This window comes from Pseudarthrobacter sp. 10T415 (assembly GCF_056394175.1).
In genome coordinates, this window is the sequence record NZ_JBFTHJ010000002.1 from 419,794 (window position 1) to 441,021 (window position 21,228).

Below are 21,228 nucleotides of genomic sequence, written 5' to 3' on the forward strand. Positions count from 1 at the left end.
CTTGCCCGAAACGGGGCACTTCGACACGGACACGCCGGCCGCCGTCGACATTTACGACGGCGACGCCCCCAAAGTGCCCCGCCATGGTTTTGCCCGACACAGGGCAGTCCCGGGTTCAGGCGTGGAGGGAGACCGAGGTGACGGGCATCGAAGAGTCCGGTGCGAATCCAATCCCGCTGGGTTCGGTGCCCGCCATGACCAGCTGCGCCCCGAGTGCGGCCACCATGGCCCCGTTGTCCGTGCACAGGTCCAGCGGCGGGACGTGAAGCCGGATCCCGGCGGACGCGCAGCGCTGTCCGGTCAGCTCCCGCAGCCTTGAGTTGGCGGCCACGCCGCCGCCCAGCAGCACGTCCTTGATTCCGTGTTCCCTGCAGGCCAGTACGGCCTTTGATGAGATCACGTCCACCACGGCTTCCTGGAAGGCGGCGGCGATGTCAGCCACAGGGATTTCTTCCCCGCGGGCTTCGAACTGTTCCACGCACCTGGCCACGGCGGTCTTCAGTCCGCTGAAGGACCAGTCGTAGCGGTGCTTGCCCGGTTCCTCGGCCGTTCCCATGTACTTGGGCTGGCTGAGGCCGCGCGGGAAACGGATCGCCTTCGGGTTGCCGGTACGGGCCACCCGGTCGATGGCAGGACCGCCCGGATAGGCGAGCCCCAGGATGCGGGCCACCTTGTCGTAGGCTTCGCCGGCGGCGTCATCGATGGTGGAGCCCAGGAGTTCCACGTCGCTGGTGATGCTGTTGATCCGGAGGATTTCGGTGTGGCCGCCGGAGACCAGCAGGGCGCCGAGGTTTTCGGGCAGGGCCTGCTGCTGTCCGGTCGCCCGGTCATCCAGGAGCCCCACGCCCACATGCGCCACCAGGTGGTTGATGGCGTACAGCGGTTTGCCGGTGGCCACGGCCAGGGCCTTCGCGGCGCAGACTCCCACCATCAGCGCGCCGGCCAGGCCCGGGCCCGAGGTCACGGCGATGGCATCGACGTCGTCCAGGGTGGCCCCTGCCTCCGCGAGGGCTTGTTCCAGCGTGGGGACAAAAGCATCAAGGTGCGCCCGGGAGGCGATCTCCGGGATGACGCCGCCAAACCGGACATGCTCGTCCATCGATGAGGACACCGTGTTGGCCAGGAGCGTGGTTCCGCGGACGACGCCGACGCCGGTTTCGTCGCAGGAGGATTCGATGCCCAGCACCAGCGGCTGCGTGCGGTTCATGGCCGGATTCCTTTGCTTGGGGATTCTGTTTCTGTCTCGGGCACCAGCGCCAGCCGCATGATCAGGGCGTCCACGCCGTCACGGTAGTAGCGGGGGCGGATATGGATCTGCTGGAAGCCGAAACGGAGGTACAGCCGCTGGGCACGCGGGTTGTCGGCACGCACTTCCAGGAGGACGTCCGCGGCGCGCCGCCGGCGGGCCTCGTCGATCAGTTCGGTGAGGAGCGTGCTGCCGATGCCACGGCCCTCACGGTAGGGCACGACGGCGATCGTCTGGACATCCGCGATGGGTTCAATGCACATGAGCCCGGCATAGCCCACGATGCCGTCCGGCCCTTCGGCCACCAGGTAGCGGCGGGTTTCCGGCTGTGCCAGTTCGTCGAAGAACATCTGCACCGGCCAGGCGTCCACCGGAAACAGCTCCTGCTCGAGGGCGCTGACCGCCGGGATGTCGGCCTCCGTCATGTCCCGGATGGCGACATTGTCCAGGGAGGCGGAACGGGGCTCCGGAATCCTGTCGGGCCCGGCGGCACTCACAGGGCCCTCTTCCGCGGCCCCGGAACCTGGGCGTCGGATTCCCGAAGGTACAGCGGCGTGGAGTCCAGGAGCCCCCCGCCGGAAGCCAGCCTGGCCAGGGCGAACTGCCCCAGGTACAGGGCGTCCGGCTGCTCACCGGCAAAGTCCGGGTCCGCCCGCAGCGCGTCCGCGTACAGGCCCGCGCCCGCACCGTACGCGGGCAGGTCCGGCAGGTCCGTGGCAAAGCCAACATGCGGCCCGTCTTCGAGCACCGGCAACTGGCCTTCGGCCAGGCTGTAGCGGGCCCAGTAGACCTCCTTGCGGCGCGCGTCGGTGACCACCAGGAACTCGGGGGCAGCCGCCGTCGACTCGGCCACCTCCAGGGCGATCGCGTCCAGGCTCATCAGGCCGTGCAGGGGCTTGCCCCAAACGAAGGCCAGGGTGCGTGCCGTGGCGATACCGGACCGGAGCCCGGTAAACGGGCCGGGCCCCACACCCACCACCAGCGCATCAATGTCCTCCCCCGTAACGCCGGCGTCCGCCAGCATTCCCGCGATGCCCGGGGCCAGCACTTCGGCGTGGCTGCGGGTGTCCTCGGTGGAGAAGTTGGCCACCACGCCTTCCAGGGCATCGTCCGAGACCAGGGCCGCACTGGCCACGGCCGACGTGTCGATTGCGAGAATCAGCATCAGTTCGTCCCCCCGGCAGCGCCCAGCTCCGGAGCGTCGGCCCAGCGGGGGCCATACCCGCGCATCACGATGGTGCGCGGCTCGTCGGTGTCGTCCGTGTCGAAGTCCAGGCTTTCGCGTGCGCCGTCTGGTCCGGCATTCGCGGCGACAGTGGTCCCGGTGGTCACGGACCCACGGCCGAAGCCGCCGCCGAGCCCGATGGCGCGGTGCAGGTCGATCTCCAACCGGTTCTCGCTGAGGTGTTCCACCCGGTCGTGGCCCCACTCCACCACCGTCACCGAGGTGTCCATGGTGTTCTCGAGGTCGATGTCGTCCACTTCGGCGGCCGAGCCGAGGCGGTAGGCATCCACGTGGACCAGGTCCGGTCCGCCGGGGCGGGGCCCATCGGGGAGGTTGGGGTGGATCCGGACCAGCACGAAGGTGGGTGAGATGATGCCGGAGCGCACTCCCAGCCCTTCCCCCAGCCCTTGGGTCAGGGTGGTTTTTCCGGCACCCAGCTCGCCGGAAAGCACCACCAGGTCCCCTGCTTCCAGAACCCGGGCCAGCCCCGCGCCAAGGGCATGGGTCTGGTCCGCCGTCGTGGCCGAATAGGTCTTTTCCCAGTTGGCTTCAGCCGCCTGGCCGGGCATGTGGTTCGCGGCGCTCACCGGGCCCCTTCCCTGCCGGCGGCAGAAGCTTTCGCGCTGCCGGACGTGTCCTGTTCGTTGATGAAACGGCGCGGCACGCGCGGACTGATCCGCGTGACGATCTCATAGTTGATGGTCCCGGCGGCGCGCGCCCAGTCATCAGCCGTGGGACCGCCGTCGGCCCCGCTGCCGAAAAGCTCGGCCTCGGCACCCAGCAGCGCGGCCCCCTGGACCCGCGGACCGAGGTCGATGACCATCTGGTCCATGGCGATGCGGCCCACCACCAGGTAGGTGGTGCCGGCCACCCGGACCGGCCCGCCGGTGGCGACCCGCGGGATGCCATCGGCGTAGCCCAGCGGGATCAGGCCCAGCGTGCTGGCGCCGGCAGTCCTGTAATGGAGCCCGTAGGAAACCCCCTGGCCGGCCGGGACGGCCTTGCACTGGGACACCTTGGTCCGGAGCGCCATGGCCGGGCGCAGGCCAAGTTCAGCGGAGGTCTGGCCGTCGAAGGGTGAAAGTCCGTAGATGCCCAGGCCTACGCGCACCAGGTCAAAGTGGGTGTCCGGCCGGGACAGGGTGGCGGGCGTGTTGGCCAGGTGCCGGACTTCGGCGTCCACCCCTGCGTCCTCGGCCACCGCAATCGCCTCGCGGAAAGCTGCCAGCTGGTGATCGGTTTCGGGGCGTTCTGGTTCATCAGCGACGGCGAGGTGGGAGAAGATGCCCACCACCCGGAGCAGGCCCTGGTCCTGGTACTCCATCGCTTCGCCCACCAGCGTGTCCCAGTACTCCAGGGTGGCGCCGTTGCGGCCCAGCCCGGTGTCCACCTTGAGGTGGATCCTGGCCGGGCGCTCCTGCTCGCGGGCCGCGGCAACAATCCTCTCGAGTTCCCACCCTGAGCAGCCGATGTCGACGCCGGCCGCCACCGCCGCGCCGAAGTTGCTGTCCGTGGTGTGCAGCCATGCCAGCAGCGGCGCATCGATGCCGGCAGCGCGCAGGGCGAGCGCCTCGGAGATGTGCGCCACCCCCAGCCAGGCTGCGCCGGCCTCCAGTGCGGCCCGGGCAACGGGCACTGCACCATGCCCGTAGGCGTCGGCCTTGACCACGGCCATGACCTTGGCCGGCGAGGCAGCGGCAGCGAGCCGCCGCACGTTGTGCCGGATGGCGTCCAGGTCAATCACGGCGGAACGCTCGTAGTGGGGATCGTGCACTGAAGCAGCGCTGATTTCACCGGTTGGGGCGGGGTAAGTCACGGTAGTGATTCTAGTAGGGGTGCCTGCGGCCGAATAATCGCCCACCCGGCGCCGCCGTGGCAGGCACTCTTCAGGCGGCAGGCACTGTTCAGGCGGCACGGCTCAGGCGTACCGGGGTTGCTCAGGCGTCCGACAGGTGGGCGATGGTGGCTGCGGCCCTCCGCTGGGCCGCCTGCGGGACGTCCTGGATGATCTCGGCCAGGAATTCGAAGCGGCGCAGCCACTGGCTCATCTGGCGTTCGGGCCGGGCGTTGGCGCGTTTCCACCAGTCGGCGATGTCTCCCCAGCCGGGGGCGGCCAGCGAACCGCCCACTTCCTGCACGGCCAGGGAGGCGCACAGGTTGGCGAAGCGGAGCCTGTTGCCCAGCGGCCAGCCGGCCAGCGTGCCCACGATGAATGCGGCGTCGAAACAGTCACCTGCTCCGGTGGGGTCGAGCGCCTTGACCGGCAGGGACGGAACCCACTCCTCCTCCCCCGTTTCCGAATCGACGGCGAGCGCCCCCTGCGGGCCGAGGGTGACAACTGCCACGGGAACCCGGTCCGCGAGCGCATACAGGGCGGACCAGGCGTTGTCCTTCCCGGTCAGCGCCATGGCCTCACGCTGGTTGGGCAAGAACGCATGGAAGTACTGCAGGTTTTCCAGCCGGACCGGAGCCCATTCCCCGGTGGGGTCCCAGCCCACGTCCCCGAAGAGCTTGACGCCTGCCCCGTGGGCGGCGCGAGCCCAAGGTTCCACCTCCAGGCCCACTTCCGCGATGCCGGCGAGGGTGGGTGGCGGCTCCCCGATGAGCTCGGAGGACGTGACCGGGGCAGCATGCCCGTGGGTGACCATGGACCGGTCCTTCTCAACACACAGCGACACCGTCACCGGGGAGTGCCACCCCTCCACCCGGCGGGACAGGCTCAGGTCCACCCGCTCCTGGCCGGAGAGGATCTTCCAGTTGAAGTCGCCATAACCGTCATCTCCGAAGACTGCGGCCAGGCCTGTCCGAAGTCCCAGCCGGGCCGCCGCGATGGCCTGGTTTGCCACCCCGCCGGGGCAGCTGCCCATGCCGTCGCTCCAGATTTCGGTGCCCGGTTCAGGGCCGTGCGGCAGTCCGGTGAAAATGATGTCCTGGAAGACGGTTCCGGCCAGCAGGAGATCGAACCCGGGCCCGGAGTGTTTCCGGACCGAGGCCAGGGGGTCAAAAGGGCGTGCCGGGATCGCGTCCATGTCCGGCACACTACGCCCTGCCAACGACATCCGGTAGAGGAGCGCCCGTGCCCGCCCTAGACTGCTGGGTATGCGCCTTCTGATTGCCGGCGGCGGGGGTTTCCGGGTGCCGCTCATCTACCGGGCGCTGGTTTCCGGCCGCTTTGCCGGGCTGGTCACCGAGCTGGTGCTGTACGACGTCGATCCCGCCCGCCTGGCAGCCGTCACCGCCGTGCTGCACAGCATGCCGGCGGGCCCCGGCCCGCGGCTGCCGGTCCGTTCCACCACCGATTTGGCCCATGTCCTGCCCGGGACGGACATGGTGTTCGCCGCCATCCGTCCGGGCGGGACCGCAGGGCGGATCGCGGACGAGAAGGTGGCCCAGGACCTGGGGCTGCTGGGGCAGGAAACCACGGGCGCAGGCGGCATCTCCTATGCGCTGCGGACCATTCCGCACATGGTGCACCTGGCCCGCCTGATGGTCCGGCACTGCCCGGAAGCCCGGCTGATCAATTTCACCAACCCGGCAGGCATGGTCACCGAGGCCCTCGTCCCGGTGCTGGGGAACCGGGTGGTGGGCATCTGCGACTCGGCAGGCGCCCTCGTGCAGCGCGCTGCCCACGCTGCGGGAGCGGACCTGCCGGAGGGAACGCTCGACGGCGTGGGCTACTTCGGGCTGAACCACCTGGGCTGGCTGTACCGGCTGGAGTCCGGCGGCCACGACCTGCTGCCGGGGCTGCTGGCCGATCCCGCCGCCCTGGCGTCCTTCGAGGAGGGCCGCCTGTTTGACCAGACCTTCCTGGCCGGTCTCGGCATGCTGCCCAACGAGTACCTGTATTACTACTACCGGCGCGACGCCGCCCGACGTACCATGCAGGCGATGCGGCAGACGCGCGGAGAGAGCATCCACAACCAGCAACTGGACCTCTATCCACGCCTCGCCGGCGCGGGAACGGACGCCTTCCAGTTGTGGGATGGCGCCCGCCGGTCCCGCGAGGAGGGCTATTTGGCCGAGGCGCGCCCGGAAGGTACCCAGCGGGATGAAGACGACCTCGCCGGCGGCGGCTACGAACGCGTGGCGCTCGCCGCCATGCGCGCGCTCTCCGGGGCCGGCGCTACGCAGCTGATCCTAAATACCCGCAACTCACTGAACCCGGGCGCCCAGGAACCCGCCATTCCGGGACTGCCCGCGGACGCCGTCGTCGAACTTCCCTGCATGGTGACGGCCGACGGCGCGCTGCCGCTTCCCCAGCAGTCTCCACCCGCGCCGCAGCTCCGGTTGCTGCGGCAGGTCAAGGACGTGGAACGGCTCACCGTCCGGGCGGCCACCACCGGCGACCGCGGCGCCGCCCTTGCGGCCTTCGCGCGGCATCCGCTGGTGGATTCGGAGGACCTGGCAGGCCGGCTCCTGTCCGGTTATGAGGAAGCATTTCCGGAGCTCCGGGCGATGTGGCGTGGTGAGACGGCGGCTGCGGCCCCGGTTGGCTGAAGGAGTAATGTTTTACCGAGTGCGCACTGAACGGGTACCCGGGGCAGGTGCGCCCGTAATACGCGCCGGCGGCCGGAAGGAGGTCCCTTGGCATTGATCCGCAGGGTGGCCTTGCTGTCACTCCACACCTCGCCCATGGAACAGCCAGGTTCCGGCGATGCCGGCGGCATGAACGTCTACATCCGTGAACTGGCCTCGGCCCTGGCCGAAGCCGGCGTTGAAGTGGAGATCTTCACGCGCGCCACCTCGGCCGGCCAGCCCGCCGTCGAACATCCGGATCCCGGAGTCTGCGTGCACAACGTCCTGGCCGGACCGACGAAGAAGATTCCCAAGGAAGAACTGCCCGGTCTGCTCCACAGCATGGTCGAAGAGATCGAACAGATCCGCCGCCGTCAGCCGCACGGCCGCTACGACGTCATCCACTCCCACTACTGGGTGTCCGGCATCGCCGGGCTGGAACTGTCCGAACTGTGGGGCGTGCCGCTTGTCCACACCATGCACACCATGGCCAAGGTTAAGAACCTCCTGCTCGAATCCGGCGAACAGCCTGAGCCGCGGCGGCGTGAGGTAGGCGAGCACCGGATCGTGGACGGCGCAGCGCGCCTCATCGCCAACACCAGCTCCGAGGCGGCAGAACTCGTGTCGCACTACGGCGCCGACTACGACCGGATCGACATCGCTCCCCCGGGCGTGGACCTGGCCACGTTCACCCCCGCCTTCCGGAGCAAAGCGCGTAAGGACCACGGCGTGGATCCGGGGGCGTTCCACCTGCTGTTCGCCGGCCGCATCCAGCGGCTCAAGGGCCCGCAGGTGCTGGTCAAAGCGGCGGCCCTGCTGCGGCAGCGGCGGCCGGACATCGACCTGCGGCTCACTATCCTGGGCGAGCTCAGCGGCAACAAGGAGTTCAACCTCCGCAAGCTCGTGGCGGACGCGGAGATGGACGACGTCGTCACGCAGCTTCCGCCCGTCACGGCACCTGAGCTTGCGGCCTGGTTCCGCGCGGCCGACGTTGTGGTGATGCCTTCCTTCAGCGAATCCTTCGGCTTGGTGGCCCTGGAAGCCCAGGCCTGCGGCACCCCGGTGGTGGCAACCCGGGTGGGCGGGCTGTCCCGTGCCATCTTCCACGGCCGGACCGGGTTGCTGGTGGACGGCCACCACGCGGCCGATTGGGCGGACGCCTTTGAGGCGCTCTACGACGATCCCGCCACCCGGGTGGACATGGGCCGGGCCGCCGCCATCCGCGCCCAGAACTCCGGCTGGTCCCGCACCGCCGCCATCACGCTCGAAAGCTACCACGCCGCCGTCGACCGGCACGTGGGCCACCTTGTGCCGGCCGTTCCTGTAACCTGACGCCATGACCGGCGTTTCCAGCGACCTCGAGATAGCACGGGCAGCACGCATCAGGCCCATCGAAGACATTGCCGCTGCCGCAGGGGTGAACGCCGCAGCGCTGGAACAGTACGGGCGTTACAAAGCCAAGATCGATCCCGCCCGGCTGGACGCACCGCCGCCGCACGGCAAGCTGGTGCTCGTCTCAGCCATGTCCCCCACGCCGGCCGGCGAAGGAAAGTCCACCACCACCGTGGGGCTGGCGGACTCCCTGGCGCGGGCCGGCCACAACGTGATGATCGCGTTGCGCGAGCCCTCGCTTGGCCCGGTCCTGGGAATGAAGGGCGGCGCCACCGGAGGAGGCTACTCGCAGGTGCTGCCAATGGACGAGATCAACCTGCATTTCACCGGTGACTTCCACGCCATCACCTCCGCCAACAACGCCCTGATGGCTCTGGTGGACAACCACATCTACCAGGGCAACGCCTTGAACATCGATCCGCGGCGCGTGACGTTCAAGCGCGTCCTGGACATGAACGACCGGGCCCTGCGGGAAGTGGTGATCGGCCTCGGCGGGCCGGCCCAGGGCGTGCCGCGGCAGGACGGGTTCGACATCACCGTGGCCTCCGAGATCATGGCCGTATTCTGCCTCGCCACGGACCTGGCCGACCTCCGGGAACGCCTGGGCAGGATCACGTTTGGCTACACCTATGAGCGCGTTCCGGTGACGGTGGCGGACCTGGGGGTGCAGGGGGCGCTGGCCCTGCTGCTCAAGGAAGCAGTCAAACCCAACCTGGTGCAGACCATCGCGGGCACCCCGGCGCTGGTCCATGGCGGCCCGTTCGCCAACATTGCGCACGGCTGCAACTCCCTCATCGCCACCCAGACCGCACGGCGGCTGGCGGACATCGTGGTGACGGAGGCCGGTTTTGGCGCAGACCTGGGTGCCGAAAAGTTCATGGACATCAAGGCTCGGATCGGCGGCCTGGCACCGTCCGCCGTCGTGGTGGTGGCCACCGTGCGCGCGCTGAAGATGCAGGGCGGCGTGGCCAAGGACCAGCTGACCCGGCCGGACGTTTCTGCGCTGGAGGCCGGCGTCGAAAACCTGCGCCGGCACGTCCACAACGTGGAGAAGTTCGGTGTGACCCCGGTGGTTGCCATCAACCGGTTTGCCACGGATACGGCAGAGGAACTGGACTGGCTGCTCGCGTGGTGTGCCGCGGAGGGTGTTCCGGCTGCCGTGGCCGATGTGTGGGGCCGGGGCGGCGGCGGTGACGGCGGGGATGAGCTCGCCGGGCTGGTGGCGCGGGCACTGGAGGCACCCAACAAATTCCGTCACCTGTACGCGCTGGAGCTCTCCGTGGAGGACAAGATCCGCACCATTGCGCAGGAGATCTACGGGGCCGACGGGGTGGACTTCTCCGTCCCGGCCCTGAAGCGGCTGGCCGACATCGAACGCAACGGCTGGGCCGGGCTTCCGGTGTGCATGGCCAAGACTCAGTACTCCTTCACCGACGACGCCACCCGGCTCGGCGCCCCCAAGGGCTTCACCATCCACGTCCGCGACCTGCTGCCCAAGACCGGCGCCGGCTTCATCGTGGCGCTGACCGGCGCAGTGATGACCATGCCAGGGCTCCCCGCCGTGCCGGCCGCGCTCCGCATGGACGTCGACCCCGACGGCAACCCGGTAGGCCTCACCTAGCCTCAACGCGCGCTCACTCGTGGCGGCATAAACCCCAACCCGCGCTCACTCGTGGCGGCATAGATCCCAACCCGCGCTCAGGCTCGGATTCAGCGGCCTACGAACTGGGCTGACCCCTGTGGATAACTTCCGATGCTTGTCGGATGATTCGGTGAGAATGCAGTATGCGCAGCAGCACTCCGTTACCTATCCCTCTGGCAACCAAGCCCTTAACGGTCGAAAGTGCCGTGAGCGCCAAGCTGACGCGTGATCGGCTGAGGCGTGCCGATGTCGAGCACGTCGGCCGCGGCCTCTTCCGCCCGGCTTCCTGGTCTTTCGATCTGGAAGATACGGCGCGTGCGCTGTCGGAAGCAACACCGGGAGCCTGGATATCCCACGTAACGGCGGCTCGGCTCCGCAATTCGTACTTACCGCCGTGGCTTTCGGACTCCAACGAGCTCCACCTCAGCAAACCCAAGGCTCTTCCCGGCGTTAGGAGGCAGGGCATTTGCGGTCACCGGGTCATTTCCGGGCCCGGAGAAGTCGAGTTAGTGGAGGGGATTTGGCTCAGCACCCGTGCCCGGACGTGGCTGGACATGGCTCGCATTCTGCCGCTCAATGACCTCGTGGCATTGGGAGATGAGCTGATCCGAATGCCTCGTCCCGCTTTCGAGGGCAGGGCGGAGGCCTACACTTCCGTCTCCGACCTCAAGGCCTTGATCAGCCGGCATTCAAATCTTCAGGGCATCGTCCGTGCCCGGCAGGCACTCGATCTGATGCGTGTCGGATCAGATTCGGCGCCGGAAACGTTTCTCCGCCTTGGCATCCTGGACGCCGGCCTTCCGGATCCGGAATTGCAGGTGAACCTTCGGCAAGGAGACAGCCGTTCTCCATCCGCGGACCTGGGGTATCGTCGGTGCCGTATCGCGATCCAGTACGACGGCGGCCATCACCTTCAAGAGCCGCAGCGCCTCAGCGATCGACGCAGAAACAGGGCCTTCGAGGCGGCAGGCTGGACAGTCCTCGTGTTCGATAAGGCTGACAATGAGGACAACTTCGCTACCGCAATCAAACAGATCAAGCGAGCTATAAGAGCTTCCGCAAAGGATCCTGCAGCCTCAGCCGGATTCGCGCGTGCTCTCTAGGGCCGCTGTGCCAGGACTGCATCGCCACTAGTGTCACCGTGGGACTCCCCGTTCCTCCGGACCGGGGAAACAGTGCTTTTTCTGTCGCCTCTGATCAGGGATGCGTAAGCTACGCCAACGGACACCAGCACCAGAGCGGCGACGAAAAACGCCGTGCCAGAATCGGCCAAAAGAAGCCGGGGAATGCTGCGCCCCGGAACCCCCACAGCAAAACCAAAAGCAACAGCGATTCCGATGTAACTCCCTATCATGTTGCCGCGGTGGGCCGGGATGTTATGCCGCACTGCGCTGATCAGCCCGAGTGTGACGGTGATGATGGTGAACGCGGACAGCCCATGCAGCCAACTGAAATGGCCATCGCTGACAATGCCAAAACTGCTGAAACACACGTAGTACATGGCTGCTACCCACAAATAACCCATGGTCCGGTGAATGCGGTCGCGCCGCCGCCGTAGGATCTGCACCGGTCCGAGAGCCAGGACGAAGAGTGCCGCAACAACGTGGCTGACAAGTAAGACGTTCCAGTGCTCCATAGCTCTAAGATAGAGGCACTATCCAGTAAAAGTACATCAAGATAGTGGACCGGCTGTCCGCTACCTTACGGAGGCGCCATGCAACTGAAGGAGCTTAGCGAAGTCACCGGAACGTCCGCGGCAAGCATCAAGTATTACCTCCGCGAAGGACTCCTGCCGCCCGGCGAGTCAGTACACGCCACGCGCGCCAGCTACACCGCGGACCACGTCAAACGCTTGGAGTTAATCCGCTCACTGCGTCAGATCGTTGGCCTGAATATCGAACAGATCCGCAGCATTGTGAAAATGGCGGACGACGGCGTTCCGCACCTGGCGCTGCTTGCCCACGTGCAGCGCGTGGTCCTGAAGCTTGGACCTGACAGCGGTGAGGTTGTCCGCACTGCCGCGGCAGACGCCGTCGTTCGCATGCGAAACTGGCCCGATGTGCCCAGCGACGCTCGGGATGCACTGGACCGGCACATAGCCCTGATGGAAGGGCTGGGCATCGGATCAACGCTGGATCTGCTGGACCAGTACAGCAGCGCCGTTGACTCGATTGCCGGGCTCGACCTTGCCGCAACCACGGCAGGACAGGACACGGACAGCGTCATCCTGACCGCTGCCGTCGGCATGCATTTGCATTCACAGCTGATGCTCAAGCTTCTGGCCCTTGCCCAGGCAAGCCATGCCATCCGCCGCCTGACAACCACGGGCGCCCCTTAACGCCGAACGCTCCCCCGTGAAAAACGGAGGAGCGTTCGTTGGAGAACCGCCACAAGTGAGCGCGCGTTCCCCAAAGGAACCGCCACAAGTGAGCGCGCGTCGGAAGGGTTAGCGCTCCAGGTCGCCGCGGATGAAGGCCTCGACCTTTTCACGGGCGAGGTCGTCGTTGAACTGCTCCGGCGGGGACTTCATGAAGTAGCTGGAGGCGGAAAGCAGCGGACCGCCGATGCCGCGGTCCAGGCCGATCTTGGCGGCGCGGATGGCATCGATGATCACGCCGGCGGAGTTGGGTGAATCCCAGACTTCCAGTTTGTACTCGAGCGACACGGGGGCGTCACCGAAGTTGCGGCCTTCCAGTCGGACGAAGGCCCACTTGCGGTCGTCGAGCCACTGTACGTAGTCGGACGGGCCGATGTGGACGTCCTTGGCGGCGAGCTCGGCTTCGACGTTGGAAGTGACGGCCTGGGTCTTGGAGATCTTCTTGGACTCGAGGCGATCGCGTTCCAACATGTTCTTGAAGTCCATGTTGCCGCCCACGTTCAGCTGGTACGTGCGGTCCAGGGTGACGCCGCGGTCCTCGAACAGCTTGGCCATGACGCGGTGCGTGATGGTGGCACCGATCTGGCTCTTGATGTCGTCGCCCACGATCGGAACACCGGCGGCGGTGAACTTGTCCGCCCATGCCTTGGTGCCGGCGATGAACACGGGAAGGGCGTTGACGAAGGCAACGCCTGCGTCAATGGCGGCCTGGGCGTAGAACTCGGCAGCAGCCTGGGAGCCGACGGGCAGGTAGCAGACCATGACGTCAACATCGGCGTCCTTGAGGGCCTGAACCACGTCAACGGGCTCTTCGGTGGATTCCTCGATGGTCTCGAGGTAGTACTTGCCGAGGCCGTCCAGGGTGTGGCCGCGCTGGACGGTTACGCCGGTGGGCGGGACGTCGGCAATCTTGATGGTGTTGTTTTCGCTGGCGAGGATGGCATCGGCGAGGTCGTTGCCCACCTTCTTGCCATCGACGTCGAACGCGGCCACGAACTGGACATCGCCCACGTGGTACTGGCCGAACTCAACGTGCATGAGGCCGGGGATGGTCGCCGTGGGGTCGGCGTCCTGGTAGTACTGGACGCCCTGCACCAGCGACGCGGCGCAGTTGCCTACGCCGACGATTGCGACACGGATCGGATGTGAAGACACGGAACTCCTTAGGACAAACGTCAGCCGGCCTGGTAATGCGTCGGGGAAATTGCGACGGCGGCCGGCTGGGACAGCGCCGCGCGGCGCGTACTCATAGTACCCAACGCAGCGGGACCGGCCCTTGTTCCGCCGGTCCCGCTGCGTAAGAAAGGGGTTTCGTCAGACGGTCTGCTTCCACAGGTTGATGTCCGATTCCACCGCGAACTCATCGATGGCGGTCAGTTCGTCGGCGCTGAATCCGAGGTTGTTGATGGCGGAGAGCGTGTCCTCGAGCTGGCGCACGCTGGAGGCTCCCACCAGTGCCGAGGTCACCGGCGAACCCTTGGGCTGGTCCCGGAGGATCCAGGCGATGGCCATTTGCGCGAGCGTCTGGCCACGGCCTTCGGCAATGGCTTTCAGGCCCCGGATGCGGGCGAGCTTCTCATCCGTGATGGCGTCCTCGGACAGGAACCTGGCCTTGGCTGCGCGGGAATCGTCCGGAATGCCGTTGAGGTAACGGTCGGTGAGCATGCCCTGGGCCAGCGGCGAGAAGGCGATGGACCCCGCCCCCACCTGGTCGAGCGCCTCGTAGAGGTTGGGGCTGCCGTTCTCGGTCCAGCGGTTGAACATGGAGTAGCTGGGCTGGTGGATGAGCAGCGGCGTGCCGAGCTCCTTCAGGATGCGGGCAGCTTCGATGGTCTGTTCCGGGGTGTAGGAGGAGATGCCCGCGTAGAGTGCCTTGCCCGAGCGGACGGCGTAGTCGAGGGCGCCCATGGTTTCTTCCAGCGGCGTTTCCGGGTCCGGCCGGTGGCTGTAAAAGATATCTACGTAGTCCAGGCCCATGCGCTCCAGTGACTGGTCCAGGCTGGAGAGCAGGTATTTCCGTGAGCCCCACTCGCCGTAGGGGCCGGGCCACATGTAGTAGCCGGCCTTCGTGGAGATGACCAGCTCATCGCGGTACGGCTTGAAGTCGTCCTTGAGGTGGCGGCCGAAGTTGGTCTCGGCGGATCCGTCCGGCGGGCCGTAGTTGTTGGCGAGGTCGAAGTGGTTCACGCCAAGGTCGAAGGCACGGCGCAGGATGGCTCGCTGTTCATCAAAGCGCTTGTCGTCACCGAAGTTGTGCCACAGGCCCAGGGAGATGGCCGGAAGCTTCAGGCCGCTGCGGCCCACCCGGCGGTAGGGCATGGATTCGTAGCGGTCTTCCGCCGCGGAATAAGTCATGGGTTCCATCCTGCCAGCTGTGACCGGCGCAACAGGCAGGACCGCAAAAGTTACGCCGCGGGCTGACAATGCCAGCCCGCGGCGCAACGCGCGCACGCGGCAAGGAACGGAATCGTCAGGACTTCACGATGGCGGCGCTCCATGGAGCCAGAGCGAGGGCGTCGCCGTCCTGGCTTGTCCCCTCGTCGGTGGACAGCAGGAGGGATCCGCTGACGCCGTCCAGCCGCACCTTCGCGTCAGCGAAGTTCACCAGCACCTCAACGCTGCCGCGGCGGAACCGCAGCCAGCCGGAGTCGTCGTCGAACGCCACCTCGGTCTCACCGAAACCGAGCCCGGCCAGTTCGGGATGACTGCGCCGCAGCGCCGTCAGCGACCTGTAGAGCTCCAGCAGCCGGGCGTGGTCGCCCGTGGCGGCTTCGTCCCAGTCCAGTTTGGACCGGCGGAAGGTTTCCGGATCCTGGGGGTCAGGCACGACGGCGGGATCCCACCCCATGCGCTCGAATTCCTTGATGCGCCCTTCCGCGGTGGCCTTGCCGAGCTCGGGTTCCGGGTGGGAGGTGAAGAACTGCCACGGTGTGGTTGCCCCGTATTCCTCCCCCATAAACAGCATGGGCGTGAACGGCGAGGTCAGCGTGAGCACCGCCGCCACGGCCAGCTGCCCGTAGGACAGTGACTGGGACAGCCTGTCGCCGATGGCCCGGTTGCCGATCTGGTCGTGGTTCTGGTTGCAGACCACCAGCGCCGCCGGGTTCACCAGCGAAGCGTTGATCGGCCTGCCGTGGTGCCGGCCGCGGAAGCTGGAGTAGCTGCCGTCATGCAGGAAGCCGTCCTTGAGGACCTTGGCCAGCACCGCCAGGGACTCAAAGTCGGAGTAGTACCCGGTGGTTTCGCCGCTGACGTTCACATGGACCGCGTGGTGGAAGTCGTCGCTCCACTGCCCCGCCAGGCCGTACCCGTTGGCGTCCCGCGGGTAGATCAGGCGGGGGTTGTTCAGGTCGGACTCCGCGATCAGCGTCTTGGGCAGCCCGGTTTCGGCTGAGACGGCGTCGCCCAGGGCACCGAACTCCTCGAGGATGTGGACCGCCCGCTCGTCGCGCAGGGCGTGCACGGCGTCGAGCCGCAGCCCGTCCACGTGGTAGTCGCGGAGCCACAGCGCCAGGTTGTCCAGGATGTACTCCCGGACCACGTCGGAGCCGGGTCCGTCGAGGTTGACGGAGTCACCCCAGGTGTTGGCGTCGCCCTGTTTCAGGTACGGGCCGAACTTGGGCAGGTAGTTGCCGCTGGGGCCGAGGTGGTTGTACACCACGTCCTGGATGACCCCGAGCCCGGCAGCATGCGCGGCATCGACGAACCGCTGGTATGCGGCGGGCCCGCCGTAGCCCTCATGGACTGCATACCACTGCACGCCGTCGTAGCCCCAGTTGTGGGTGCCGTTGAACCCGTTGACGGGCAACAGCTCCACGAAGTCGACGCCCAGGTCCGCGAGGTAGCCGAGCTTCCCGGCGGCGGCGTCCAGGGTTCCCTCCGGGGTGAAGGTGCCCACGTGGAGTTCGTAGATCACCGAGCCGGTGAGTTCCCTGCCCTTCCAGCCGGAATCCTGCCACGCGTACGCGGCGGGATCGAAGGTCCGGGACAGCTTGTGGACTCCCGCGGGTACCCGCCGGGACCGGGGGTCGGGCAGCGGGTGGCTGTCGCCGTCGAGCTGGTAGCCGTAGTCCACTTCGCCCTCGGCCGGCGCGTCCGGGGCGGTCCACCAGCCTTCCGTGCCGGGCGCGGTGTCCTTCTTCGCCATGGGGTACTCCCGGCCGCCCGCCACGAGGGTGACCGAGGAGGCGTCGGGTGCCCAGACGTCGAAGCGTTCGGGTCCTTGATTGACCAGGGTCATGCGTTTCCTCCATCCACAGGGACCAGCAGGGACACCGGGTAGGTACCCAGCACGTCGGCTACCAACACGGTGCCCGCACCAAATTCGGCGCCCGTCAGTTCGTCACGCATTGCAGCGGGAAGTTCGACGGCGGTATCGCGCCAGCCGCCCTCAGCGTCCAGGCCCGCAGGCAGCCGCGTTGCCAGGGTCACCGCCCCGGGTGTGCCGTCGGCCGTGCCGCGGGAGAACCCGAGCAGGTGTCCGGCTGCAGCACCGCTTGCCGTTATTGGGACGTAACCCTCAAAGAGCTCCGGCCGGTCCCGCTTGAGGCGAAGCGCCCGCGCAGTGGCCAGGAGCTTGCTGGCTTCCGTGCCCGCTTCGGGCAACATGCCGGCGTCGATCTTGGCGAGCTCCGCTTCCCGGAGTGCGAAGTCCACCGGCCGGCGGTTATCGGGATCGGTCAGGGACCGTTCCCAGAATTCGCTGCCCTGGTAGACGTCCGGAACGCCGGGCATGGTCAGCTGGACCAGCTTGGCGGAGAGGGAGTTGGACGCTGCGAAGGCTTCAATGCGTGCCACGAAGTCCTCCACAACCTTGGCTACGCCGGCGTCGTCGAACACAGCATCCACGGCGGCCTTCACCCGCGACTCGAAGTCCTCGTCCGGGTCAGTCCACTTCGTGGAGTTGCCGGCTTCGCGGGCAGCCTTCTCGGCGTAGCCCTGCAGGCGTTCCCGGCTGGCTGGCCAGGCGCCGACGATGGCCTGCCACAGCAGGTTCTCGTAGGGGCCGTCCGGGATGGGAGCCAGCTTCCGGAGGGTGTCCAGCGTTGCGGCCCACTCCCCCGGCAGCTCGGCGATCACGGAGATCCGTGCCCGGGCGTCCTCGCTGCGCTTGGTGTCGTGCGTGGACATGGTGGTCATGGACAGCGGCAACTCATCCTGCCGCCGGCGCATCCGGTGATGGAACTCCTCCGGGGACACGGCGAACTCGGTGGGTTCTGCGCCCACCTCGGTCAGCGTGCCCAGCCGTGTGTAGCGGTAGAACGCAGTGTCCTCCACGCCCTTGGCCATCACCATGCCGGAGGTCTGCTGGAACCGGACGGCGATGGGGTTGGCCGGGTCCAGCAGCAGCGGGAGGAGCGTCCCGACTGCAACCGCGAGGTCCGGACGGTGTTCGGCGGCAGACTCGCAGGCTTCCTTGAGAACCTCGGCCCCGGTGGGCAGGTAGCTCCGGTAGACCGGGAAGGAGGCGATGACCTCGGCAAGGGCATCGGCCGCTTCCTCCAGTGCCAGTCCGTGGGATTCCGGGACCAGCCGGGCCAGGCGCAGCACCTCGGAGCGGAGGATGCCGTCGGCGATCATCCGCTTGGTGCCGCGGATCATCTCCGCGTAGTCGGCGGCCTCGGGAGTGCCACGCAACTCAGCGTCCAGCGCGTTCAGTGACTCTTCTCCGGCAGGATCCACGAACACCCGGTCCACGTCGGCGAGCGCGTCGTACCCGGTGGTGCCCTCGCAGGCGAAGTCCCCCGGCAGCACTTCGCCGGGTTCCAGGATCTTCTCCACCAGGACATAGGCGCCGCCGGTGAGGTCCTTCAGCCACCGCAGGTAGCCTGCGGGGTCGGCCAGTCCGTCCGGGTGGTCGACGCGCAGGCCGTCCGCCAGGCCTTCGGTGAACCAGCGGCCAACCTCGGCGTGGGCTTCTTCGAAGACGGCGGGAGTTTCCACCCGGATGCCGGCCAGGGTGGTCACCGCGAAGAAGCGGCGGTAGTTGAGCTCGGCGTCGGCGCGGCGCCAGTCCATCAGCTGGTAGTGCTGGCGGCTGTGCACATCCTGCGGGGAGTCCCCGTCGGAGTACGTCCCGTCGGCGAGGGGGAACCGGTGGTCGTAGTACCGGAGTTCCCCGTCCTTGATCTCCAGCTTGTCCAGGTCCGCGTCGGAGCCCAGCATCGGGAGCCGGACCTTGCCGCCGCCCAGGTCCCAGTCGACGTCGAACGCTTCCGCGTACCGTGACCCGCGGCCCTCCTTCAGGAGTGACCACCACCAGGGGTTCTGCGCCGGGGTGGCGACGCCCACGTGGTTGGGCACGATGTCCACCAGGACACCCATGCCGTGCTCGCGGGCGGCGCGGGAAAGGGCCAGCAGCCCTTCCGGGCCGCCGCGTTCGGGGTCGACGGCGGAGGGATCAGTCACGTCGTAGCCGTGGTCCGAGCCCTGCTCCGCCGTGAGGATCGGCGACAGGTAAACCCAGTCCACGCCGAGCGACTTCAGGTACGGGACCTTCTCGGCGGCATCGAACAGCGTGAAGCTGCTGCGGATCTGCAGCCGGTAGGTGGAGGCTGGCGTCCTCATGCCTGCGTTTCCTTATCGGCGCCCGTTGCCCTTGCCTCGCTCGCTTCAGCAGCCTTGGTCTGGGCTTCCACCATCTCCTCCTGGGCTTCCTCCTGCTCGGCCATGGAGGCCAGGGAGGCTGCCGCAGACAGATCCACTTCGGCTTCCGGGCCCGAGTAGGCGCGCAGCACCACCATGGACTTGGCGTCCAGCGTCAGCGTTGCACCGGCCTTGAGGGGTTCGTAGGCGTCGGCCTGGGCCGCGGTGTCGATCAGGACCTCCCAGTACTGCGAGTACTCGTCGGAGGGCAGGAGGAACTCCACCTCGTCGTCATGGGCGTTGAAGGCCATCAGGAAGCTGTCGTCGGTGATGCGCCGGCCCCGGGAGTCCTGCTCCTGGATTCCGTCACCGTTGTAGAAGACACCGATGGTCCGGCCGAAGCCGCTGCCCCAGTCCTCGGGCAGCATTTCGGTGCCATCGGTCTTCAGCCAGACGATGTCGGGCAGCTTTTCGCCCTCGCCACGGCGGACGGGACGGCCGTCGAAGAAGCGGCTGCGGCGGAACGTGGGGTGGTCGCGCCGGAGCTTGGAGACGAACGCCGTGAACTCCACCAGGGGCTGGTCCATGGCTTCCCAGTGCACCCAGCTGAGCTCGGAGTCCTGGCAGTAGGTGTTGTTGTTGCCCTGCTGCGTGCGGCCCAGTTCGTCGCCGTGCAGGACCATCGGCACGCCCTGGGAGAGCAGCAGGGTGGCGATGAAGTTCCGCTGCTGGCGGGCGCGCAGGGTGAGTACCTTCTCGTCGTCGGTGTCACCCTCCTCGCCGCAGTTCCAGGACCGGTTGTGCGATTCGCCGTCGTTGTTGCCCTCGCCGTTGGCCTCGTTGTGCTTCTCGTTGTAGGACACGAGGTCCCGCATGGTGAAGCCGTCGTGGGCGGTGACGAAGTTGATGGAGGCGACCGGGCGGCGCGCGGAGCTCTCGTAGAGGTCGGCGGAGCCGGTGAGGCGGGAAGCGAATTCCCCCAGCGTGGACGGCTCGCCGCGCCAGAAGTCACGGACCGTGTCGCGGTACTTTCCGTTCCATTCCGTCCACTGCGGCGGGAAGTTGCCCACCTGGTAGCCGCCGGGGCCAACGTCCCAGGGCTCGGCGATCAGCTTGACCTGGGAAACGATGGGGTCCTGCTGGATGAGTTCGAAGAACGTGGAGAGCTTGTCCACGTCGTAGAACTCGCGGGCCAGGGTGGACGCGAGATCGAAGCGGAAGCCGTCAACGTGCATCTCGGTGACCCAGTAGCGCAGGGAGTCCATCAACAGCTGCAGGGAGTGCGGGTGGCGGACGTTAAGCGAGTTGCCCGTGCCGGTGTAGTCCATGTAGTGCTTGAGGTCGTTGTCCACCAGCCGGTAGTAGGCCTGGTTGTCGATGCCCTTGAAGGACAGGGTGGGGCCCAGGTGATTGCCTTCGGCGGTGTGGTTGTACACGACGTCGAGGATGACTTCGATGCCGGCCCGGTGCAGGTCGCGGACCATGGCCTTGAATTCCTGGACCTGGTGTCCAACGTCGCCGGTGGAGCTGTAGGTGTTCTGCGGCGCGAAGAAGCCGATGGTGTTGTAGCCCCAGTAGTTGTTGAGGCCCTTCTCCTGCAGGGTGCCGTCGTTGACGAACTGGTGAACCGGCATGAGCTCGATGGCCGTGACGCCGAGCTTCTTCAGGTGCTCGATGACCGCGGGGTGGGCCACGCCTGCGTAGGTGCCGCGCTGCTCTTCGGGGATCTCCGGGTGCAGCTCGGTGAGGCCCTTGACGTGCGCCTCGTAGATGACGGACTGGTGGTACGGGACACGGAGCTGCCGGTCGCCGTCCCATTCGAAGAACGGGTTGATGACCACGCCGTGCATGGTGTGGGCGGCGGAGTCGGCGTCGTTGCGGGAATCCGGGTCACCGAACTCGTAGGAGAAGAGGGCCGGGTCCCAGTCGATCTCGCCCTGGATGGCTTTCGCGTACGGGTCCATCAGGAGCTTGTTCGGGTTGAAACGGCTGCCGTTGGCGGGCTCGTACGGTCCGTGGACGCGGTAACCGTACTTCTGGCCGGGCTGGATGTGGGGCAGGTAGCAGTGCCAGACGTAGCCGTCCACTTCGGTCAGTTCGATCCGCGTTTCGGTCAGGTCATCAGCCAGGAGGCAGAGTTCCACCCGTTCGGCCTGTTCGCTGAACAGTGCGAAATTGGTGCCGGTGCCGTCAAAGGTTGCTCCCAGCGGGTAGGCAGTTCCAGGCCAGACTTCCATCGTGCTCCT

General features: G+C 67.2%; 17 protein-coding genes. 5 read left to right on the forward strand and 12 right to left on the reverse strand.

Features of this window, described 5'->3' with window-relative positions:
• Positions 1 to 115: 115 nt before the first annotated feature.
• The 6 genes from tsaD to AC1DBN_RS04745 form a co-directional block, all read right to left on the reverse strand.
• Positions 116 to 1,207, reverse strand: a complete 1,092-nt coding sequence (gene tsaD, locus AC1DBN_RS04720) for a tRNA (adenosine(37)-N6)-threonylcarbamoyltransferase complex transferase subunit TsaD (protein WP_091721827.1) — start codon at positions 1,205 to 1,207, stop codon at positions 116 to 118.
• Positions 1,204 to 1,671, reverse strand: a complete 468-nt coding sequence (gene rimI / locus AC1DBN_RS04725) for a ribosomal protein S18-alanine N-acetyltransferase (RefSeq protein WP_314214205.1) — start codon at positions 1,669 to 1,671, stop codon at positions 1,204 to 1,206. Before rimI ends, tsaD begins: the two co-directional genes overlap by 4 nt.
• Before the next feature lie 68 nt (positions 1,672 to 1,739).
• Positions 1,740 to 2,411 carry a tRNA (adenosine(37)-N6)-threonylcarbamoyltransferase complex dimerization subunit type 1 TsaB gene (gene tsaB, locus AC1DBN_RS04730; protein WP_314213911.1) on the reverse strand — a complete coding sequence of 224 codons (672 nt, stop codon included), beginning with the start codon at positions 2,409 to 2,411 and terminating at the stop codon, positions 1,740 to 1,742.
• Entirely contained in the window at positions 2,411 to 3,040 is a 630-nt protein-coding gene (gene tsaE / locus AC1DBN_RS04735) for a tRNA (adenosine(37)-N6)-threonylcarbamoyltransferase complex ATPase subunit type 1 TsaE (protein ID WP_091724065.1), read from the reverse strand. The genes tsaB and tsaE overlap by 1 nt, the downstream gene beginning before the upstream one ends.
• Before the next feature lie 14 nt (positions 3,041 to 3,054).
• Positions 3,055 to 4,287, reverse strand: a complete 1,233-nt coding sequence (gene alr, locus AC1DBN_RS04740) for an alanine racemase (RefSeq protein WP_091721832.1) — start codon at positions 4,285 to 4,287, stop codon at positions 3,055 to 3,057.
• A 121-nt stretch (positions 4,288 to 4,408) separates the two neighbouring features.
• On the reverse strand, positions 4,409 to 5,500 hold the full coding sequence (locus AC1DBN_RS04745; protein ID WP_314213913.1) for a carbohydrate kinase family protein: 1,092 nt from the start codon (positions 5,498 to 5,500) through the stop codon (positions 4,409 to 4,411).
• Between the two features lie 70 nt (positions 5,501 to 5,570).
• On the opposite strand from AC1DBN_RS04745, the gene AC1DBN_RS04750 reads away from it, so the two are divergent.
• From AC1DBN_RS04750 to AC1DBN_RS04765, 4 genes are all read left to right on the forward strand, one after another.
• Complete coding sequence (locus AC1DBN_RS04750) at positions 5,571 to 6,968, forward strand: family 4 glycosyl hydrolase (RefSeq protein ID WP_477722650.1); 1,398 nt, start codon at positions 5,571 to 5,573, stop codon at positions 6,966 to 6,968.
• Between the two features lie 87 nt (positions 6,969 to 7,055).
• The gene (gene mshA / locus AC1DBN_RS04755; RefSeq protein ID WP_091721838.1) at positions 7,056 to 8,318 is read left to right on the forward strand and encodes a D-inositol-3-phosphate glycosyltransferase; all 1,263 of its coding nucleotides are present in this window, start codon (positions 7,056 to 7,058) and stop codon (positions 8,316 to 8,318) included.
• Between the two features lie 4 nt (positions 8,319 to 8,322).
• The gene (locus tag AC1DBN_RS04760) at positions 8,323 to 9,999 is read left to right on the forward strand and encodes a formate--tetrahydrofolate ligase (RefSeq protein ID WP_091721841.1); all 1,677 of its coding nucleotides are present in this window, start codon (positions 8,323 to 8,325) and stop codon (positions 9,997 to 9,999) included.
• 164 nt (positions 10,000 to 10,163) lie between these two features.
• A complete protein-coding gene (locus AC1DBN_RS04765; RefSeq protein ID WP_091721844.1) occupies positions 10,164 to 11,123 on the forward strand; it encodes an endonuclease domain-containing protein in 960 nt (319 codons plus the stop codon).
• Here AC1DBN_RS04765 and AC1DBN_RS04770 read toward each other — a convergent pair.
• Positions 11,120 to 11,656: a DUF2306 domain-containing protein gene (locus AC1DBN_RS04770; RefSeq protein WP_091721846.1), complete on the reverse strand. Its 537-nt coding sequence runs from the start codon at positions 11,654 to 11,656 to the stop codon at positions 11,120 to 11,122. The genes AC1DBN_RS04765 and AC1DBN_RS04770 overlap by 4 nt on opposite strands.
• A 78-nt stretch (positions 11,657 to 11,734) precedes the next feature.
• Here AC1DBN_RS04770 and AC1DBN_RS04775 point away from each other — a divergent pair, with 78 nt between their 5' ends.
• Complete coding sequence (locus tag AC1DBN_RS04775) at positions 11,735 to 12,358, forward strand: MerR family transcriptional regulator (protein WP_091721848.1); 624 nt, start codon at positions 11,735 to 11,737, stop codon at positions 12,356 to 12,358.
• A 108-nt stretch (positions 12,359 to 12,466) separates the two neighbouring features.
• On the opposite strand, the gene AC1DBN_RS04780 is transcribed toward AC1DBN_RS04775, so the two are convergent.
• From AC1DBN_RS04780 to glgX, 5 genes are all read right to left on the reverse strand, one after another.
• Positions 12,467 to 13,552, reverse strand: coding sequence for an inositol-3-phosphate synthase (locus AC1DBN_RS04780; protein ID WP_091721852.1), 1,086 nt, complete (start codon positions 13,550 to 13,552; stop codon positions 12,467 to 12,469).
• 159 nt (positions 13,553 to 13,711) lie between these two features.
• Entirely contained in the window at positions 13,712 to 14,752 is a 1,041-nt protein-coding gene (gene mgrA, locus AC1DBN_RS04785) for an L-glyceraldehyde 3-phosphate reductase (protein WP_091721855.1), read from the reverse strand.
• A gap of 115 nt (positions 14,753 to 14,867) precedes the next feature.
• Positions 14,868 to 16,637: a malto-oligosyltrehalose trehalohydrolase gene (gene treZ, locus AC1DBN_RS04790; RefSeq protein ID WP_477722651.1), complete on the reverse strand. Its 1,770-nt coding sequence runs from the start codon at positions 16,635 to 16,637 to the stop codon at positions 14,868 to 14,870.
• Entirely contained in the window at positions 16,634 to 18,964 is a 2,331-nt protein-coding gene (treY, locus tag AC1DBN_RS04795; protein WP_477722652.1) for a malto-oligosyltrehalose synthase, read from the reverse strand. The genes treZ and treY overlap by 4 nt, the downstream gene beginning before the upstream one ends.
• Positions 18,961 to 21,219 (reverse strand): glycogen debranching protein GlgX, encoded by a 2,259-nt coding sequence (gene glgX, locus AC1DBN_RS04800; RefSeq protein WP_477722653.1) that lies wholly within the window; start codon positions 21,217 to 21,219, stop codon positions 18,961 to 18,963. Before glgX ends, treY begins: the two co-directional genes overlap by 4 nt.
• Positions 21,220 to 21,228 lie beyond the last annotated feature (9 nt).